Here is a 19,217-nt window from a genome sequence, read left to right on the forward strand (position 1 = left end):
GTCCGGGGCTGGTGATCAGGGAGAGGGGGCGGGGGCTTGCATCGGAGGGTGGAGGGGAAGGGCGGCGGCGATCCGCTGGAGGAGCCAGGACTGGGCCTGGTTCGCGCGCAGGAAGAAATGATCCCCCTGCGTCACGTGCAGGTGGAACGCCCCCCGGGTGAGCGCGCGCCAGGCCGCGGCGGCCTCGGCGCTGACGCGGTCATCGGCGTTGCCGTGCAGGACGGTGATGGGGAAGGCGAAGGGCGGCTCGGGTTGGTAGCGGAACCCCTCCATCAGCTTCAGGTCCGCGAGCAGCATGGGCAGCAGCGCCCGCGCGAAGTCGGCATCCCGGCCCGCCATCATCCGGCCCTCGGCCGTGTTCAGCGTGATGTCGAGCAACGGCCCCAGCGGCTCGCGCGTGTCCGGGGCCGGCACTCCCGCGAAACCGGCGTCGCGGAAGCGCTGCTGGAGCCCTTCCAGGAAGGGGCCGGGGCAAAGGAAGGGCGCGCTGGCGCCGCCCACGATGAGGTGCTCGGGTTGGGGCTGCCCCTGGGCGCGCAACCGGCTGGCGAGGAGGTACGCGAGCAGCGCGCCCAGGCTGTGCCCATAGAAGGCGAAGGGCAGGTCCAGGTGGGGCGAGAGCGCGGCCTCCAGCCGTGGCAGCAGGTCGTCCAGGCGGTGGAGGGGCGGCTCATGGATGCGGGTTTCGCGGCCCGGGAGCTGCACCGGCCACACCTCGATGTGCTCGGGCAGCCGCGCCCAGTCCAGGTAGAGCGAGGCTCCGCCGCCGCCGTACGGGAAGCAGAACAGGCGCACGCGGGGCCGGGGCCGGCGCACCGCGTGGCTGAACCAGGCGTCGGACGCCGCGGGCTCCGGCGCGGGCCGCGCGGAGGCGAGGTCCTGCAACAGGGCCTGGGCGAGGCTGTCGATGCTCGGGCCCTCGAGCAGCAGCTCCGCGGGCACCCGCAGCGACAGGGTCTCCTCGATGTCCCGGCGCAACGAGAGCCCCATGATGGAGTCGAGCCCCAGGTCCCGCAGCGGGACCTGGCGGGTCAGCGCGTCCGGCTCCAGGTGCAGGTGATGCGCGGCGCGCGCGGTCAGGAAGGCCACGACCTCTTCTCGCCGGGTGGGCAGCTCCCTTGGGGCCAGGGAGCCCTGGGGCCGGGACGGCGAGGGGGACTCCTGGAGGGCCCTTTCGAGCGCCTCCACCCGTTCGGCGCTCAGCAGCCGGAGCTGGTGTCCACGGGCCTCGGCGATGAGCTGGTTCGCTTCGTCCAGGAGCCGGAAGTGGCCGGTGACGTGCCCGTTCGCGTCGGGAGGTTCGGGGAAGGTGATGTGACACTGGAGCGTGTCGCCCGCCGGGGCGTGGTGGAGCTGGAAGGACTCCCAGCCCACCACCATGAACCTCATGCGCCTGCCCAGGTGGGCGGCGCCCGCCACGGCGAACAGCTGCGCGCACGCATCGAGGATGCCGGGGTGAAAGCCCAGGGCGTGTGCGCTCCGCTCAGCGCGGGGCTGCCGCCGGAAGCGGGCCACGGCCTCGCCATCGCGGAAGCTCACCGCGTCCACCCACTTCACGCTCTCCCCCAGGTCGAAGGACAGCTCGGCGAGCCGCTGGTAGAAGGTGGCGCCGTCCCAGTGGGTGCCCTGCTCCAGGCCCGGGGGAGTGTCCGGGGCCTGCCGCGTGGGCGCCGCGCGCTCCAGCACCGCCTGGGCATGGAGTGTCCACGGGCCCCGCTCGTTCACGCGGCCGTGGAGCAGCAGCTTCGCGCGGTCCGCTTCCAGCGGCTCGACGCCCAGGCGCACCTCGCGCTCCTCGCCGGGCTCCACGTGCAGCGCGGCCAGGTAGCGCACGTCGCGCAGCGCGAACGACGTGAAGTCCAGGTGCTGGCGGATGGCGCGGGTCAGCAGCTCCTGCAGGTGGCCGACGTGGGCGATGCCGTGGTTGTCCGCCAGCTCCGGCAGGCGCGCGTGGCTGATCCGATAGGCGAACTCGCGCTCGCGGCGGGGGGAGTGCAGCGGCGTGCCGTCGAACACGGACGCGGGGGCGGCCTCCACGGGCAGCCCGGGCAGCCAGTAGGGCTTGCGCTGGAACGGATAGGTCGGCGGTGGGCGCTCCGGACGGGGCCTCGCCTCGGTGAAGGCGCGTCGGGCCGGGCCCAGCCCCTTCGTGTAGAGGTCCGCCACGCACTCCATCAGCGTGCGCCAGGGGGCGTGCTCCGAGGTGGCGCGGAGCCAGGGGCGCCCCGTGTCTCCCAGGGCGACGATGATCCGGCGCTCCGTGGAGCCGAGGCCCGCGAGGGCCGCGTCCCAGCGCTCGGTCGCCTCGGCGGGTGCCTCCCACGTGCCGGGATGGAGCGCCTTCCGGGCATCGATGAGCGCGTCGGCCGTCGTTCGCAGCAGGCGCACGCGGGGCTCGGCCAGCCGCTCCTCCTCCAGGCGGAAGGCGCCAGGCGAGCCCAGGTCGCGCAGGAGGCATCGCAGCGCGTCCCGGAGCCCCATCACCCCGGCCTCGCACGCCGCGACATGGAGGCCACGACCGTCGGCCAGGAGCGCGTCGGGGTGATAGCCCCAGTGCCCCAGCAGCTTGAGCAGCGCGTACCGGGCGCGGAAGGTGGTGACCTCCGGTGCCTCCAACACGCGGGGGTCCCCGCCTGACAGCTCCCGGGCCACGGCGCCACACGCGTCGAAGGCCGCCGCGAAGACGGGCTCCACCGGGTAGAGCGCCGCCACCGTGGCGCGGAGGTCTCCCGCGTGGGGAATGGCGATCGCGAGCCGGGGGACGGCGGCCTGCTCGACGATGCCGTGAAGGAGGCCCTCGGCCCTCCCGCCCTCGGCGAACGCCTGGAGCGCGGCGGCCAGCCCCGCGCCGTCGGAGGCCACCACCGCGGCGCGGTGCTCCAACTGGCCGCGCGAGGAGACGGCGGCGGTGCACGCAGCGGCCACGCCGTGCTCGGGTTCCCGCGACAGGTACTCCCGCCAGGAGCGCGCGAGGGCGCGCAGCGCGGCGTCGTCTCGGGCCGAGAGGGGCAGCAGGTGGACGGGCCGCGGGCGCGGGGCGGTGGTGTCGGGCGCGGTCGGGGGCTCGGCCACGATGACGTGGACGTTCGTCCCCGAGAACCCGAACGCGCTCACGCCGGCAATCCGTCCCTCTGCGTCCCACGGCAGCGTGTCCCACGCGAGCCGGGCGCGCATGCGGTCCAGGCGGATGTGGGGGTTGAGCTGGCGCAGGTGGAGCTGCCTCGGGATGGCCCGGTGCTGGAGGCAGAGCACGGTCTTGATGAGGCCCGCGATGCCCGCGGCGGCCTCCAGGTGCCCCAGGTTGGCCTTCAGCGCGCCGACCGTGAAGGCCTCGGCGGAGGCCGGGCGCTGCCCGTAGACGGAGCCCAGGGCCTGCATCTCGATGGGATCTCCGAGGGACGTGCCCGTGCCGTGGGCCTCCACGTAGGAGATGCGCTGGGGCTCCAGCGCCGCGGCCTCGAGGGCCTTGCGCAGGAGCGCCTGCTGGGCGAGCCCATTGGGCACGGTCAGCCCGCTGCTCGCGCCGTCATGGTTGGCCGCCGAGCCCAGGAGCACGGCCAGCACGGGATCGCCGTCCCGCCGTGCGTCGGACAGCCGCTTGAGCACCACCATCCCGCCACCCTCGGCGCGGCCATAGCCGTCCGCCGAGGCGTCGAACGTCTTGCACCGTCCATCCGGCGCCAGGGCGCGCAAGCGGCACAGCGAGACGAAGGGGTACGGCGACAGCATGAGGTTGACGCCGCCGGCCAGGGCCACGGTGGACTCGCCCCGGCGCAGGCTGTCGCACGCCAGGTGCACGGCCATGAGCGACGACGAGCACGCCGTGTCCACGGTGAGCGCGGGCCCCTGGAGCCCCAGCCGATGGGCGATGCGGCCCGAGGCGATGTTGGCCGCCAGGCCCGTGGCCGCGTAGGCGCTGAACTGCCGCGCGGCGCGCGGGAGCAGGCCGTACTCGGCGCTGCCCATGCCCACGAAGACGCCCACGGGGCTGCCCGCGAGGCTGTCAGGCGCGAGGCCCGCGCGCTCGAGGGCCTCCCACGACACCTCCAGCAACAGGCGCTGTTGCGGGTCCATGTCCGCGGCTTCGCGCGGAGAGATGCCGAAGAGCCGTGCGTCGAAGAGCGCTGGCGCCTCCTTCAGGAAGCCCGCCTGCCTCACGTACACGCTCCCAGCGGTGTCGGGATCCGCGTGGAAGAAGGCCTCCGGGTCCCAGCGCGCTCCGGGCACGTCCACGATGGCGTCGCCGCCCTCCAGGAGGAAGCGCCACAGGGCCTCGGGGCTGTCGCACCCACCGGGGAACCGGCAGGCCATCCCGATGATGGCGATGGCCTCCCGACCCTCCTGCGCCGCTGTCTCGGGGCGTGTCCTGGTCTCCGGGGCGGGCGCGGAGGGCCCGGCGGCGGGAGCGGGAACGGGCTCGCCCGGCGCGGCCCCGCTCTGGACGCCGAAGCGCCGCACGATGGTGTCACGAATGCCGTGGAACACCACGCGCTGGCAGCCCTCCTGGGCCAGCCCCGCCTCGAACACCGACAGCCCAAGCGCGGTGGGCAGGGGCGTGAGACCGCCGCGGCGCTCCATGAAGCGCAGCGTGCTGGCATCCACCCGCATGCCACCTTCGGCCCACAAGGGCCAGTTGAACGACACCGTGCGCCCGTGCCGCTCTCCTCGGACCCTCATCGCCTCGCGCTCCTCGGCGAAGGCGTCGAGGAAGGCGTTGGCGAAGGCATAGTCGCCCTGGCCCACGTTCCCCGTGATGGCGGCCGTGGAGGAGAACAGGGCGAAGAAGTCCAGGGGCAGGTGACGGCTGGCCTCGTCCAGGTGGAGCGTGCCGTGCACCTTGGGGCCGAGCACCGCCGCCCACTGCTCCGGCGCCTTGGCCGTGACGAGCGAGTCCCGCGTCACGCCCGCGGCGTGGATGATGCCGTGCAACGCCCCCAGCCGCTCGTGGGCCTCGCGGACTCCGCGCACGGCCGCGGCCCGGTCGCTGACGTCCGCGCGGAGGTAGAGCACCTCCGCGCCCGTGGCGCGCAACGCCTCCAGCCGGAGGCGGCGGGCCTCGTCCAGCGCTCCCCGTCCCAGCAGCGCGATGCGTGCCTGGACGGTGCGCACGAGGTGCTCGGCCAGCAGCAGGCCCAGTCCGCCCGCTCCCCCCGTGATGAGGTAGGCCCCGCCCTGCCGCAGCGGTGTCGGCCGCGGCGTCGCGGGCGGCAGCTCCACCAGCTCGCGCACCTGCCGCCGGCCCGCCAGGTACCGGGCCTCGACGTCGTCGTGCTCGCTGTTGGCCAGCGCCAGCCGTGCCACGTCGGACGGCGCGCACGCCTCCGCCTCCAGCGCCAGGCTCTGGAAGCCAAGCCGCGGCGCTTCCAGGCCGAGCGTGCGACAGAAGCCGCCCAGGGCGGCGTGGGCGGGATGGCGCACCCCGTCCACCGTGGCGTGCACGTAGCTCAGGCGGAGCGCGCCGTTGGACGAGTGCGTGAGCATTCCCTTCGCGAGCCCCAGCAGGTGGGTGAAGCCGCGGCTGGGCTCCTCCCCGAACGCCGCGTCGAGCGCCCCGAGATGGAAGACGTGGCTGGGCTGGAGCCCCCGGCGATCCAGCGAGGCGAGGAGCTGCTGCACCTGTCGTGCGTCGGCGGGGTCCAACTCGAGCGCCGCGCCAGCGTCGGCGAAGCGCCGCCCCAGGCGCGCTCCCACCACCGGCACGTCGAGTCCCCGCGCGTGTAGCTGTTCGCGGAAGGCCCTGACGTGCGCCTCGCTTCCGCCCACGAGCAGGACGCCGCGAGGCGTGGCTCCACGCGTCGGCGTGGAGGGGGCGTCACGCCATTCCTGACGGGCGACCACCCCTTCCGTCGGGCCCCCGGCGCGGAGCTCGGCCGGTGCTTCGGCCCCGATGGGGAGCCGCTCGAGGAGGAAGTCCGCGAGGGAGCGCAGCGTCGGGTGATCGAATGCGAGCGTGGGATGGAGCTCGATCCCGAGCTCGCCCTCCAACTGCTCCACGAGCTGCGTTGCCTGCACCGACTCCATCCCCAGGTCGAAGAAGCCTTCGTCCGGCGAGGGCCGGGTGGACGGGGCGTAGGCCAGGACGCGGGCCACCACCTCGCCGAGCAGTTGGACGAGGAGCGCGTGCCGCTCGGCCTGGGGGGCGTCGCGCAGCTGCTCCCGCATCGTCAGGCGGGGCCGCAGGGGCGCGGGTGCCGAGGGGGCAGGGGGGGACCCCGAGGGGGGCGTCGTCGGCGCCGGTCCCGAGGGCTCGATCCAATGCCGTTCCCCGGCGAAGGGATAGGTGGGGAGGCTCAGCCTGCGCGGCGGAGGATCCCGGTGCAATGCGCGCCAGGGCCAGGGCGTGCCCTCGGCCCAGGCGCGCGCGACGGTGGCGTGCTCGCCTCGGGCGACGAGCGCCAGCAGCTCGGCTTCGGTGGGGGCTGCGCCCGCAACGTGCGATGGCGGGAGGCTGGCCGTGAAGAGGCCCTGGGCCTGGAGCGCCACCGGATCCTCCGCGTGCGTCACGTAGGCGCGCAGCCGTTCGCGAGCCGTGGCCAGGTCCGGAGCCACGAAGGCGAGCCGGGCGGACATCGCCTCTCGTCCCTCTTGCAGCGTGAACGCCAGCGCCTCGAGCTCGACCGTGCCCGAGTCCCGCCGGGCATCGAGGAAATCGAGCAGCCGGCGTGCCTGGATGCTCAGCCGCTCGGTGGTGCGGGCGGAGAGCACCAGGACGTGGGGCCGCGCGGGGCGCGGAGGGCCCCGGGGAACGGGCGCCTCCCAGGACTCGACGACGAGGTGCACGTTGACGCCGCCCGCGCCGAAGCTGCTGATGCCGGCGCGCAGGGGCTCGCCGGGGCGCGCCTGCCACGGCGCGGCTTCGCGCTGGACGTGGAAGGGGGTGCTCGCGAAGTCGATGTGCGGGTTGAGCTGCCCGCCGTGGATGAGGGTGGGCGCCAGCCGCCGGTGCTTCATTTGCAGGAGGACCTTGTGGAGTTGGGCGATGCCGGCGGCTGACTCCAGGTGCCCGATGCTGGCCTTGACCGAGCCGATGGCGCAGAAGCCGCGGTCCGGGGTGTGGCTCCGGAACGCGTCCGTCAGCCCGCTGACCTCGATGGGGTCGCCCAGGCTGGTGCCCGTCCCGTGCGCCTCCACGTACCCGAGGGTCCGCGCATTCACCCCGGCGCGTCGCAGTGCCGTGGCGATGACCTCGGTCTGCGCCACGGGGTTCGGTACCGTGTAGCCGTGGGTCTTCCCGTCGTGGTTGTGCGCGCTGCCCTTGATGACCGCGTGGATGGTGTCTCCGTCGCGCAGCGCCCTGGCCAGGGGCTTGAGCAGCACGGCCCCCACGCCCTCGCCGGGGACGTAGCCGTCGCCTCCCGCGGCGAAGCTGCGGCAACGGCCGTCGCTCGACGCGAAGCGGTTGGCGCAGAGCATCACGTACTTGCTCGGGTGCAGCGACAGGTTCACGCCGCCCGCGATGGCCACCTCGCACGCTCCGGAGCGCAGGCTCTCGCAGGCGAGGTGGATGGCGTTGAGCGACGACGAGCAGGCGGTGTCGACGGTGAGGCTCGGACCGCTCAGGTTGAGCGCGTAGGAGACCCGGTTGGCGATGGAGAAGGACTGGGTGCTGAAGGGGACGCGGTTGCCGCGCGCCCACTCCTGCGCGCCGAAGAGGGCATATTCGTTGTAGGTGACGCCGACGAACACGCCCACCGGCGCGCGCTGATCTCCCGCCTCCGCCTTCGCCAGCCCCGCGCGCGTGTAGCCCGCGTCCTCCATGCAGGACCAGGCGGTCTCCAGGAACAGGCGCTCCTGCGGGTCCATGTACCGCGCGATCAGCGGGGAGATCTGGAAGAAGGCCGCGTCGAAGCGATCCACCCGCTTCAGGAATCCGCCCCACTTCGCGTAGAGGGACCCTGGCTCGCGGCGCGTGGCATCGAACAGGGGACGGTAGTCCCAGCGCTCGATCGGGATCTCCTCGATGCAGTCCCGGCCCGTCTCCAGGTTGTGCCAGTACTGCTCCAGGTCCTCCGCCTGGGGATAACGGCCGCTCATCCCGACGATGGCGATGTCCCCGGCGGCGGCGTCCTCCGGCGCCGGCACGATGGGCCGCGCCGGCACCGGCTCGGCTGGGAGCGAGGCCTGCCGCGTGAGCTGTTGCACCCGCACGCCGTGCTCCCGGCCCAGGTAGGTCGAGAGGTCCGCGAGGCTCTTGTACTTGAAGAACAGGGTGATCGGGAGCTTGCCGAAGGCCGCCTCCAGCTTCTGGTGGAGCTCGGCGATGAGGATGGAGTTCATCCCGTAGCTCTCGAAGTCGGCCGTGGGGTTGACGCTGGCTGGATCGAGCCGCGCCGTGGCTGCGAGCTCCCGGGTCAGAAAGTGGAGCACGTCGCGGCAGGGGTCCGCGGCCTCCGCCCCGGCCTCCTCTCGCCGAGGAGGCTGTGGCGTCGCGGCTTCGACGGTCGCGGTGGCTGCTGGCGCCATGCCCGTCACGAACAGCCGCTCCACCGGCCCCGTGAGCAGCCAGTGTCGCGTCCGCGCGAAGGGGGTGCCCGGCAGGGACACGCGACGCGCCGGGCGTGGGAACAGCCGCGAGAGGTCCGCCGTGGCCCCACCCACCCACAGACGGGCAAGCCGGTCCAGCTCGCCTCCGGAGATCAATGCGTCCAGGAAGGCCGCGCCCGCAGCACCGCCCAGGAGCACATCGTTCGCGCGCGCTCCCCCCGCGTCGCCGGTGTGCACGTGCTCGGCGGACCCGCGCTCGAGCCAGGCGTCGAGCCGCGCGGCGAGCTCATCCAGGCTGCGCACCACGGTCGCCAGGCGCTCGTCAAGAACCTCGCGTCCCACGGTGAGCGTGTAGGCCAGATCCTCCAGGCGCGGCGGCTCCGGTGCGCGCAGGGCCTCGCGCAGCCGCTCCGCGCTGGTCCGCAACATGGCGGCGTCGCGAGCGGAGAGCACCACCAACTGGGGCCGCTGGGACACCTCCGCGGGTCGGGGCGCGGCACGGTACTCCTCCAGGACGACGTGCGCGTTGGTGCCGCCGAAGCCGAAGGAGCTCACGCCCGCGCGCCGGGGCACTTCGCTGCCTTCCCCGTCCACGGGGGCGGGCCACGGGCGGGTGTGCGCGTTGACGTAGAACGGCCCGCCTTCCAGCCTCAGCTGAGGATTGGGGGTTTGGAAGTGCAGGCTGGCGGGGAGGGTGCGGTGGCGCAGGGCGAGCACCACCTTGAGGACCCCCGCGATGCCGGCCGCCGTCTCCAGGTGTCCGATGTTGGTCTTCACCGAGCCGAGCGCACAGGAGGGCTCGGGCGGGAGGGGCCGCGGCCAGCGCGCGGAGAGCCGCTCGAAGGCCATGCGCAGGCCGGCGACCTCGATGGGGTCGCCCAGGCTGGTGCCCGTCCCGTGCGCTTCGATGTAGCCCACGGTCGCCGGGTCCACCCGGGCATCCTCGTAGGCGGCCACCAGCAGCTCGGCCTGGGATCTCGGGTTGGGGGCCGTCAGCGCCTGGGCCCGACCGCCGTGGTTGATGGCCGTGCCACGGATGACCGCGTGAATGGTGTCCCCGTCGGCTTCGGCGCGTGACAGCGGCTTGAGCAGGAGGGCGCCCAGGCCCTCGCCCCGGACGTAGCCGTTGGCCGAGGCGTCGAACGTCTTGCAGCGTCCATCCTCGCTCAGCATGCCCGCGCGGCTGAACGCGAAGTACAGGTGTGGACTGAGCAGCAGGTTGACGCCGCCCACGAGCGCCAGCGTGCACTGTCCCGAGCGCAGCGCCTGGACCGCGTGGTGGATGGCGACCAGCGAGCTGGAGCAGGCGGTCTCCACCGGGAGGCTGGGGCCGTGCAGATCGAGCAGGAAGGAGAGCCGGTTGGGCAGCACCGAGTGGGCCTTGCCGGTGGCGGTGTGCGCGTCCGCGGCGATGCCGGAGTCCCGCAGCAGGTCGTGGTAGTCGGTCGTGCCGATCCCCACGAACACGCCGGTCTGGCTGCCCGCGAGGGAGGATGGCCGGTAGCCGGCGTCCTCCAGGGTGTTCCACGCCAGTTGGAGGAACAGCCGGTGCTGGGGGTCCATCAACGCCGCCTCGCGGGGCGTGATGCGGAAGAACGCCGCGTCGAAGTGCTCCACCCCGTCGATGAAGCTGCCCCACCGGACGTGGGTGCGGTTCGGCTCCGTCAGCGGGTTGCCTTCAAGCGCGCGCCAGTCCCACCGCGTGGGCGGAACCTCCTCGATCAGGTCACGGCCCTGCTCGAGGTTGCGCCAGAAGCTGTCCAGGTCGGGGGACCGGGCGAAGAGGCCGCCCATGCCGATGATCGCGATGGGCTCCGGCGGGGCATGCGCGCCGCCCGAAGGGGCGGTGCCTGTCGGGGGCCGCGGCCTGGGCTGCTCCGCCGGAGCGGAGGCCACATCCGCCGGGGCCGGGGAGGCCGCTGGCGGGTGGGCACCTGGAAACCGTGCGCTCAGGGCTTCGCCCTGCGTGGCGAGCAGGTGGCCGACGAGCGCGCCCAGCCGGTCGTGCTCGAAGAGCATCGCGGCCGTGAGGTCTACGCCCAGCTGATCGCGCAGCTGGTTGGCGAGCCGGGTCATGGAGATGGAGTCGAAGCCGAAGTCGCGCAGGTCCGTATCCGGATCCACGTCCGCCACGTCCATCTTGAGGATCGACGCTGCGGTCTCCACGACCCGGCCCAGCACCCGTTCGCGCAGGTGTCCGTCCTGGGCCATGGAGCGGAGCTCAGGCTCCAGGGCGGGGGCGGACACCGGCGCGGGCGGGCACGACGTCTCCGCCGCGGCGAGCGTCTGGCAGAGGGCGCGCACCGACGCGTGCTCCGCCAGCCTGCGCGAGCTCAGCGTGCGGCCCATGTGCTCACCCAGCCGAGCGCTCAGCATGGCGAGCGTGGTGGGATCGAAGCCGTGATCCTCGAGGCTCGCGTCCGGATCCACGTCCGACCGCTCTACGCGGAGCACCTCCGCGATCGTCGAGACGACCGCGTCCATGTTGGCGGGCGCGGAGGTGGCGGGCCGCGGCGCGGGAGCTGCCTCGGGAGCCTGGACCACCGCGAAGGACCTGTCGATCGCAGCGAGGTCGCCTTCCACGATGGCCAGCACGGGCTCGGTCGCGTTCAGCGCCCGCACGAAGAAGTCCAGCCCGGCCTGCGTGCTCAAGGGCCTCATGCCGAGCGTCCGCAGCAGGTGCTGCTCGACGTGCGCGTCCACGCGCATCCCGCCCTCGCGCCACAGCGGCCAGGCGATGGAGAGCGAGCGGCCGTGGCGCTGGCCCTGGGTGACCTGGGCCGCGCGCCTCCGCGCGAACTGGTCGAGGTAGCGGTTGGCGAACGCGTAGTCGCATTGCCCCACGTTGCCGATGACGCCCGCCAGCGAGGAGAACAGGACGAAGAAGTCGAGCGGCAGCTCCCGCGTGGCGTGATCGAGGTGGATGGCTCCGTCCACCTTGGGGCGGAGGACCTCCGTCACGTCCTCCGGGCGCTTCTGCGCGACCATGCCATCCCGCAACACGCCAGCGGAGTGGATGACTCCATGAAGCGCGCCGAAGCGGCGCACGGTTTCGTTGACGAGCGCCTCCACGTCGTCCCCGCGGGCCACGTCCGCCCGCAGGTACACGGCCTCCGCGCCATGGGCCCCGAGCGCCTGGAGTTGTTCGCGCATGGCCGCGTCCTCGGGCGCGCGTCCGGCCAGCACGATCCGCGCCTGGAAGCGCTGGGCCAGGAACCGCGCGAAGAGCAGCCCCAGGCCACCACGGCCGCCGGTGATGAGGTAGACGCCGCGGTGCCGCAGCAGAGGCGTGGCGTCTGGCTCGGGCAGCGAGAGCCGCCGGAGGCGGAGGCGAGCGCGGCCCGCCGGATCCAGGCGGATCAGATCATCCGGAGCGTCGCCCGCGGAGAGCTCCAGGAGCAACGGCTCCGCGGCCGGGCGCGCGGCTCCATCCCCGAGCCGCACCGAGCGGTAGCGGAGGGCGCCATGCTCGCGGTTGATCGTCTTGCAGAACCCCGACAGCGCGGCATGCGGTGACGAGGTCTCGTCGCCGGCCTCCACGCACAGCAGTTGGAGCGGGGGCACCGGCCGGGTCTGGAGCCACGCCTGGGTGAAGCTGATCAGCGTGTGGAGTCCCAGCTCCAGCGCCTGCTCCAGGGCTGACTGCTCCGTCCCAGGGACCTGTTGTCCCGTCCAGGCATGGATCACCGACGAGGGGACGTGGCCCTCCTGCCGCAGGGCCTGGAGCAGCCGCGTGGCGTCTGCGGTGTTGGCGGGCGCCATCTCGTAGATGCCGTCGCCGAGCGATCGGAAGGCCGTCCCCGGCCGCACGAGGAGCACGGGCCGTTGGGTCCTGGCACGAAGCGCATCGCGCAGGACGCTGTCCCGGTCGAAGAGCAGCAGGGCCCCGGCCGCCCCGGGGGCCGGGCGTCCGTGGGGTTCGGGGACCCAGGCTTCGGCCAGGACGCGGGTGGTCTCGCGCGCCGGTTCGCGAACCTCCCGGAGCGCGAAGTCCTCCAGCCGCACGAGCAGCGTCCCCGCTGCGTCGATCAGGCGGAGGTCGAAGGTCTCCACGTCCTTGCGCCGGGCCTTGCGGACGACGTGGACGAAGCACTCCGGCGGCAGCGGTTGGAGCAGGTGCACCGCCGCCACGGAGAACGGGAGCCAGGTCCTTTCCGGGGACGAGACGCCGGCCGCGGGCTCCCGCGCGAGGAGCCCGATGACGGCTTGCAGGGCACCGTCCAGAAGGCCGGGGGGGAGGGTGACGTCTTGCGGCGCGGGATGGGGCCCGGGCAGGCGCAACGCGGCGAGCGCCTCGTCCCGTCCCTCGTGGAGCGCGCGGATGGGGCGCAGGGACTCCCCGTACTCCAGCCCCCGCGCGGCGAGGAGGCGATAGGCGTCCTCCGCGGACAGCAGGCGCGGACACCGCGCCTGGATGTCACCAGGCGCCTCGAGCGGCGCCACCTGGGGCGATTCTGCCGTCCGCGACAGCCAACCCTGCGCGTGGAGGAGCCCGTCCGCTCCGACGAGGCGGAACCCCAGGCGCTCACCGTCTCCCTGGAGCTCGACGGACACGTCGAGCGTCGAGCTGTCCTGCGACGGCACCCCGGGGCTCGCCCAGGTGATGTCGCGGAGGGCGTGGACGGTCGCTGCGCCCGCCAGCCGCGCCGCGGCGAGGGCCATCTCCAAGCACACCACGCCTGGCAGCACCAGCTGGCCGCGGACGCGGTGGTCGGCGAGCAGCGGCTCCGTCGCGGAGAACGTCGTGGCGAAGCGCACGCACTCGAATGTGGAGGTGTTGCGGCCCAGCACCGGGTGCAACCGGGGAGGGACTCCGCCGGAGGGAGGCCCGGCTTGCGCCGTCGTCCGGGGCAGCCAGTACGAGCGCCACGCGAAGGGATAGGTGGGCAGCGGGTGACGGCGGGGGGGACCCTCGGGATACAGCGTGGACCAATCCACGTCCTGCCCCTCCACCCAGCGCGCCGCGAGCGCGCGCAGCGCCGGGGCGTCCGTTTCGCGCGCGGACAGGGCTCCGGTGGTCTGTCCGGCGCGGCCCGTTCCCTGGAAGCAGTCCTCCGGCAGCGACGGTCCCTCCTCCAGATAGCGCAGCAGCTGCGCGCGAAGCCCCTCCAGGCTCGAAGCGACGAACGCCAGCCGCGCGGCCATGGGCTCGCCGCGGAGCTGCGACGCGTAGGCGATCTGCCTCAGGCTGGCCCGGGGCGGTGCGCCACCAGAGGCGGCCTGCCGTTCGACGAAGCGCAGGAGCCGCTCGGCGTAGGGGCGGAGGCGGTCCTCCTTGAGGGTGGACAGGACGACCAGGCAGGGCCGCTCGGGCGCCGGGAGCGCGGGTCGGGGCGCCACGTACTCCTCGAGGATGACGTGGGCATTGGCACCGCCCGCGCCAAAGGAGCTCAGGCCCGCGCGCCTGGGGGCGGGGGAGCCCGCGCGGGTCGTTGGCTCTGGCCAGTCCCGCAGCTCCTGTTGGACGCGAAAGGGCGTGGCCGCGAAGTCGATGAAGGGGTTGAGCCGCCGCGCGTGGAGGGTCGGGACGAGCTTGCGATGGCGCAGCTGGAGCAGCACCTTGGTGATGCCCGCGACGCCCGCGGCGGCCTCCAGGTGCCCGACGTTCGACTTCACGGACCCGATGGCGCAGCTCCACCCCGGCGCGGTCCTGCCTCGGAAGGCCTTGTCCAGGCCGGAGAGTTCGATGGGATCTCCCAGGCTCGTGCCCGTGCCGTGCGCTTCGATGTAGCCAATCGTGTCGGGCTCGACGCCCGAGCGCTCCAGCGCCTCGGAGATGAGCGTGGCGTGGACGTCGGGATCCGGGACGGTGTAGCCGTTGGAGCGGCCCCCGTGGTTGATCGCGGTCGTGCGGATGACGCCATGGATGAAGTCCCCGTCCGCCTCCGCGCGCGACAGGGGCTTGAGCAGGACGGCGCCCACGCCTTCGCCCGGGACGTAGCCGCTGCCCCCCTCGCCGAAGGCGCGGCAGCGGCCGTCGCTGGAGAGCATGCGGTGCTCGCTCAGGAACACGTACTTGCTCGGGTGCAGCATGAGGCTGACGCCGCCGACCAGCGCCTGCTCGCACTCGCCGCGCAGCAGGCTCTCGCGGGCCAGGTGCAGCGCGGTCAGCGACGACGAGCACATCGTGTCCAGGGCCAGGCTGGGGCCGCGGAAGTCGAAGAAGTAGGAGACGCGGTTCGCGATGGACGCGGCGAAAGAGGAGGGCGCGACGGGGTGCCCCTGGAGCGTCTCCTCCAGGCCCAGCAGCGTGTACTGCGCCCACATCACGCCCACGAACACGCCCACGCGCCGGCCCCGGAGCGCCCGGCCCGGCTGGCCCGAGTCCTCCAGCGCCTGCCACGCCGTCTCCAGGAACAGCCGCTCCTGGGGGTCCATGAGCTCGGCCTCGCGCGGCGACAGGTTGAACAGGCGCGCGTCGAACTGATCAATGTCCTGGAGGAAGCCACCCCACCTGCCCTGGGTGGTGCCCGGGCGGCTGCCGGTGGGGTCGAACCAGCGGTCGTGATTCCAGCGCTCCTTGGGGATCTCGGTGATGCAGTCCTGCCCGGCCTGGAGGTTCTCCCAGAACGTGTCCAGGTCTCCCGCCCGGGGATAGCGCCCCGCGATCCCGATGACGGCGATGGGTTCGTCCAGGCGTGGGAGTGAAGGCGCCGCGGGGGCGGGGACGCCCTGCCGCGCGGGCGAGGGCACCTCCGCGCTTTGAGGGGGGGCCTGCCGGAGGGCGAGCCCCGCCACGCTCCGTGCATGGTTCTCTTCGAGGTAGGCCGCCAGCTCGCGCAGGGTGCTGTGCTCGAAGAGCAGCGTCGGGTAGAGCTTGCAGTCGAGGTCCTGCTCCAGCCGCCGCACGACCCGCAGCAGGTGGGTGGAGTCCAGCCCCTGGGAGTAGAAGTTCTCCGCGTCGTCGAGCGTCTCGGGCGCCACCGACAGCTCGGAGGCGAGCAGGCCGCGCAGGGCGTCCAGGACGGAAGGCGCGCGAGTCCCTGTCGTGGGGGGCGCTGGCGCGGCCCGAGGCTCCGGGGCCCGGGCTTCGCCTGCGGGGCGCTGCAGGCGGGAGATGAGGGCTTCGGAGCGGATGCGCTTGGTGGACAGCTTGCGAAGGGAGGCGAGCCGGTGGCCGTCCGGTGAGTAGAAGTCGATGACGCTGTGGAAGAGGTCGTCCGCCACGAGCCCGGTGCTGGCCTCACGCACGTGGACGAACACACGTTCGCCCAGGGAGCGCACGGCGCGGAACGACTCGATGTGGATGGGGATGAACGGCTGGAGGGCCAGCTCTGGCCGCTGTTGCATGAAGAGGAACGGCAGGAGCGTGGAGCTGTCCAGGAGGACGGGGTGGAGGAGGAAGTCCTCCAGGTGCTCACGGGCGGGCTTGCTCAGATGGAGTGCCGCCAGCACGCCCCCCTCATGGAAGTAGAGCCGTCCCTGGCCTTTCATGAACTCCAGGTGCTCGATGGCCGCGCCGCGCGCGTACACATATGCGTCGTCCACGTCCGAGGTGCGCGTGGCCTGCTTCATCAAGGCCTCCACGTCGAGCCGGCCCTCGAAGGGCTCCGCGGTGATGTGGACGTCGCAGCGGAAATTCTCGACGGCGTCCGCCGTGCTCCCAGGAGGGAGGGGGCTGCTCTCGGCGACCACACGCCAGTGCCGGGCGTCCGCGTCGAGGGGCTCGAACCGCAGGCGCACGCGCCGGTCGAACTGCTCCGTGGTGGCAACGGGTTCGCTGAAGAGGACGTTGTGAAGCTCGACCGCCGGGAGGTCGAAGCCGCGGGCCTTCAGGGCTCGGAGCACCAGGTCCAGGAAGACCACTCCCGGCAAGATGCGGACTCCGTGGACCCGGTGATCCCGGACCAGCGGATCGTCATGGCTGATCGTGGTGCTACACTCGAACGCGTGTCGCAAGTCGGGCACGGTGTTTTGTCCTGGAGACCGTGCAATATAGCTCAATACATTGATTTGGTATCAGCGGAGAGCGCGGGCCCTCCGCGGTGGGCGACCTCGCGGTGCCTCCGGGACTGGCCCACGGTCCGTCCCACCAGGATGTCCTGCCGTGTTGCCTGGGGCGGCCCAGACCCCTTGTGACGATCCGAGCAGGAGCAGCAGGCGCCATGCCTGAGGGGGCCTGATCAGTTGTCTTCTTGAGCGCGCTGGAGACCCAGGAGCGCTTCGGTGAAGGCGAAGAGCTTTTCGTCATCTGGCCGGAGGCTGCTCAGGAGGATGACGGTCCTGCCGTCATCCAGGACCCGCCAGGTGATGGTGCGATAGGCGCCGCAGGTCCCATCGTTCGTCGCGACGGAGCGGGCGGCCTCGAAGGTCTGGACGCGACCGCCGAGCGCGTAGTTGGACTCGGGGCGCTCGATGGTGAGCAGCGCCTTCCTGGACGCGGGCGACAAGAGCTTTCCCGACAGCACGCCGTGGTTCAGGCGGAGCATGTCGTCAGCGGTGCTGTAGAAGCCTCCCGCGGTCACGAGGTAGTTCGGGAGCGTGTACACGCGACGCTCCACCTTGGGCTCCAGGGAGCGATAGCCCAGGGCCAGGTTCGGGAGGCCCCCTGCTTCGCCCGCCGAGATTCCGCTGTCCGCCATGCGCAAGGGCTTGAACACGAGCCGCTGTGCAAGCCGTGCGTAGGGCTGCCCGGAGACGCGCTCCAGGATGGCCTGCACGAGGATCCAGTTGGTGATGTTGTAGTCGAAGCGCGTGCCCGGCGTGAACACCAGGTCGCCGCTCGCGTACCGGGTCACGGCTTCAGCCGGGGACCGCGTCTCACGCTCGATGCTGGGGTCCTTCTTGGCTGCGTCCATGAGTCCATTGGGCAGGCCGCTGCCATGGCTGATCAGGTGGCGCAGGGTGAGCTGCTTCCCCGTGTCCGCGCGGTACTCCGGCAGGTACGTGAGGATGGGCTCGTCGAGTGAGAGCTTCCCCGCGTCCACCAGCCGCAGGACGACGATGGACGTGAGCCACTTGCTCACGGAGCCCACGAAGAAGCGGCTGTTCCGCTGGAGCGGCTTCTTCGCGTCAGCGTCCCTGACGCCGAACGCCTCCACGTACTCGGCCCGCGCGCCCTTGCCCACGAGGACGACGCCGTTGAAGCGCGTATCCGCGACGAACCGCCGGACCCGCTCCCGGACTCCGTCCTCCGCACGCGCGGGCAGCGATACGAAGAGGCCGGCAAGCAGCCCCAGGAAGGTCAGCTTGCAATGGTTCAGGAACATGAGGCGCCTCGGAGTAGGGGCCCGACTGACGACCCGTCGGATCCCGCGTAGGTGAGGAGAGGCTCGCCCGACAGCCGCCCGAATCCGGCGGAAGAGGCCCACCACTCCGGAGCGTTCCACACATTGGAAGTTGGAAGCCCCGCCCCAATCTACCAAGCCTCCGAGCAGATGCGTCCTCGGCTGGCCGCATCCATCCGCTCAACTCAGCCGCATGGAGTCGCGAGCAGCGTGAAGCCCACCGCTCCCTTGTCCTCTCTCGTCGAGCCCACTGACGACGCAAGCAGCACGTCCCCCGTGCGGACTCGCATCCTCGTCGTGGACGACGTCCCCGCCAATCTGGTGGCGATGGAAGCCGTCCTGAGCTCGCTTGGGCAAGACATTGTCTGCGTGCAGTCAGGGGCAGCCGCCCTCAAGGAGCTCATGCTGGGCGAGTTCTCCTGCGTCCTGATGGATGTCCAGATGCCTGACCTGGACGGGCTTGAGACAGCGAAGCTCATCCGCTCGAGAAAGAGCACCAGTCACATCCCCCTCATCTTCATCACCGCGCTCAGCCGTGAGACGGCTTACATCACACGAGGGTACGAGCAAGGGGCCGCTGACTACATCCTCAAGCCCGTGGACCCGGACATCCTCCGCACCAAGGTCTCTGTCTTCGTGGAGCTCTATCTGCGCGGCGAGCGCCTCAAGCACCAGGTGCTCGCCAGGGAGCGAGAGCGCCGCGCCGCCGCCGAGCTCCAACGACAGGCGGAGCTGGAGCAATACCTCACGGGCGTGGCCAGCCACGACATCCGCACCCCGTTGTCTTCCATCCTCATGACCTCCCAGGGGCAGCTCAAGCTGGAGGAAGCCCTGCTGCCTCCCCAGCGCCAGGCCTTTGAGCGAGTGCTGCGTGGAGGCAAGCGCATCCAACACATCTCGGATCAGCTCATGGATTTCACGCGGGTCCGACTGGGCGGCGGCATCCACCTCAACGTTGCCCCCTGCGACCTCAACGAGCTCTGCGCTCGCGCGGTGGATGAGATGAGGACCGTGCGAAAGGAGCGCGTCATCCAATGCGACTTCCAGCAGACCCCTCTGCTGGGGGTCTGGGACATGGAGCGGCTGTCACGGGTCGTCTCCAACCTGCTCGACAATGCATTGAAGTACAGCCCCGAGACATCCACCGTCAGAGTCACGACGCATGGACAGGCAGACGACACCGCCTGGGTGGAAGTCCACAACGAGGGCGGCTCCCCCATCCCTGCGGACCTGCTCCCCACGCTCTTCGACGCGTTCCGCCGGGGGACGGGGGCGCAAGAGGCGTCGACCGCACGTCAAAGCCTGGGCCTGGGCCTCTTCATCGCGAAGAGCATCGTCCAGGCTCACGGCGGCACCCTCGATGTGGAGTCGACCGCGGAAGCGGGGACGACCTTTCGCGTGGGCTTGCCGCGACGACAGGTCGAGGGGGGAGCCTCCCCCTCGTTACACATTGCCCATGCGGTGTAACGGCGACAGCTCGTCGGCACCGGGCCGCGGGCGCGCTCC

Annotated in this window: 3 protein-coding genes; 1 reads left to right on the top strand and 2 read right to left on the bottom strand. The window is 72.2% G+C overall.

Going from position 1 to position 19,217, the window contains the following annotated elements; all coding sequences use genetic code 11:
• Window positions 1-15: 15 nt before the first annotated feature.
• Together U8525_RS17885 and U8525_RS17890 are read right to left on the bottom strand one after the other, a co-directional pair.
• Entirely contained in the window at window positions 16-16,392 is a 16,377-nt protein-coding gene (locus U8525_RS17885) for an SDR family NAD(P)-dependent oxidoreductase (protein ID WP_374267238.1), read from the bottom strand.
• Window positions 16,393-16,607: 215 nt separating this feature from the next.
• Entirely contained in the window at window positions 16,608-17,693 is a 1,086-nt protein-coding gene (locus U8525_RS17890; RefSeq protein WP_374267240.1) for a serine hydrolase domain-containing protein, read from the bottom strand.
• Between the two features lie 294 nt (window positions 17,694-17,987).
• Here U8525_RS17890 and U8525_RS17895 point away from each other — a divergent pair, with 294 nt between their 5' ends.
• Window positions 17,988-19,178 (top strand): ATP-binding protein, encoded by a 1,191-nt coding sequence (locus tag U8525_RS17895; RefSeq protein ID WP_374267242.1) that lies wholly within the window; start codon window positions 17,988-17,990, stop codon window positions 19,176-19,178.
• Window positions 19,179-19,217: the final 39 nt, after the last annotated feature.

The sequence above is a fragment of the Corallococcus sp. RDP092CA genome (assembly GCF_041903675.1).
Classification (GTDB): Bacteria; Myxococcota; Myxococcia; order Myxococcales; family Myxococcaceae; genus Corallococcus.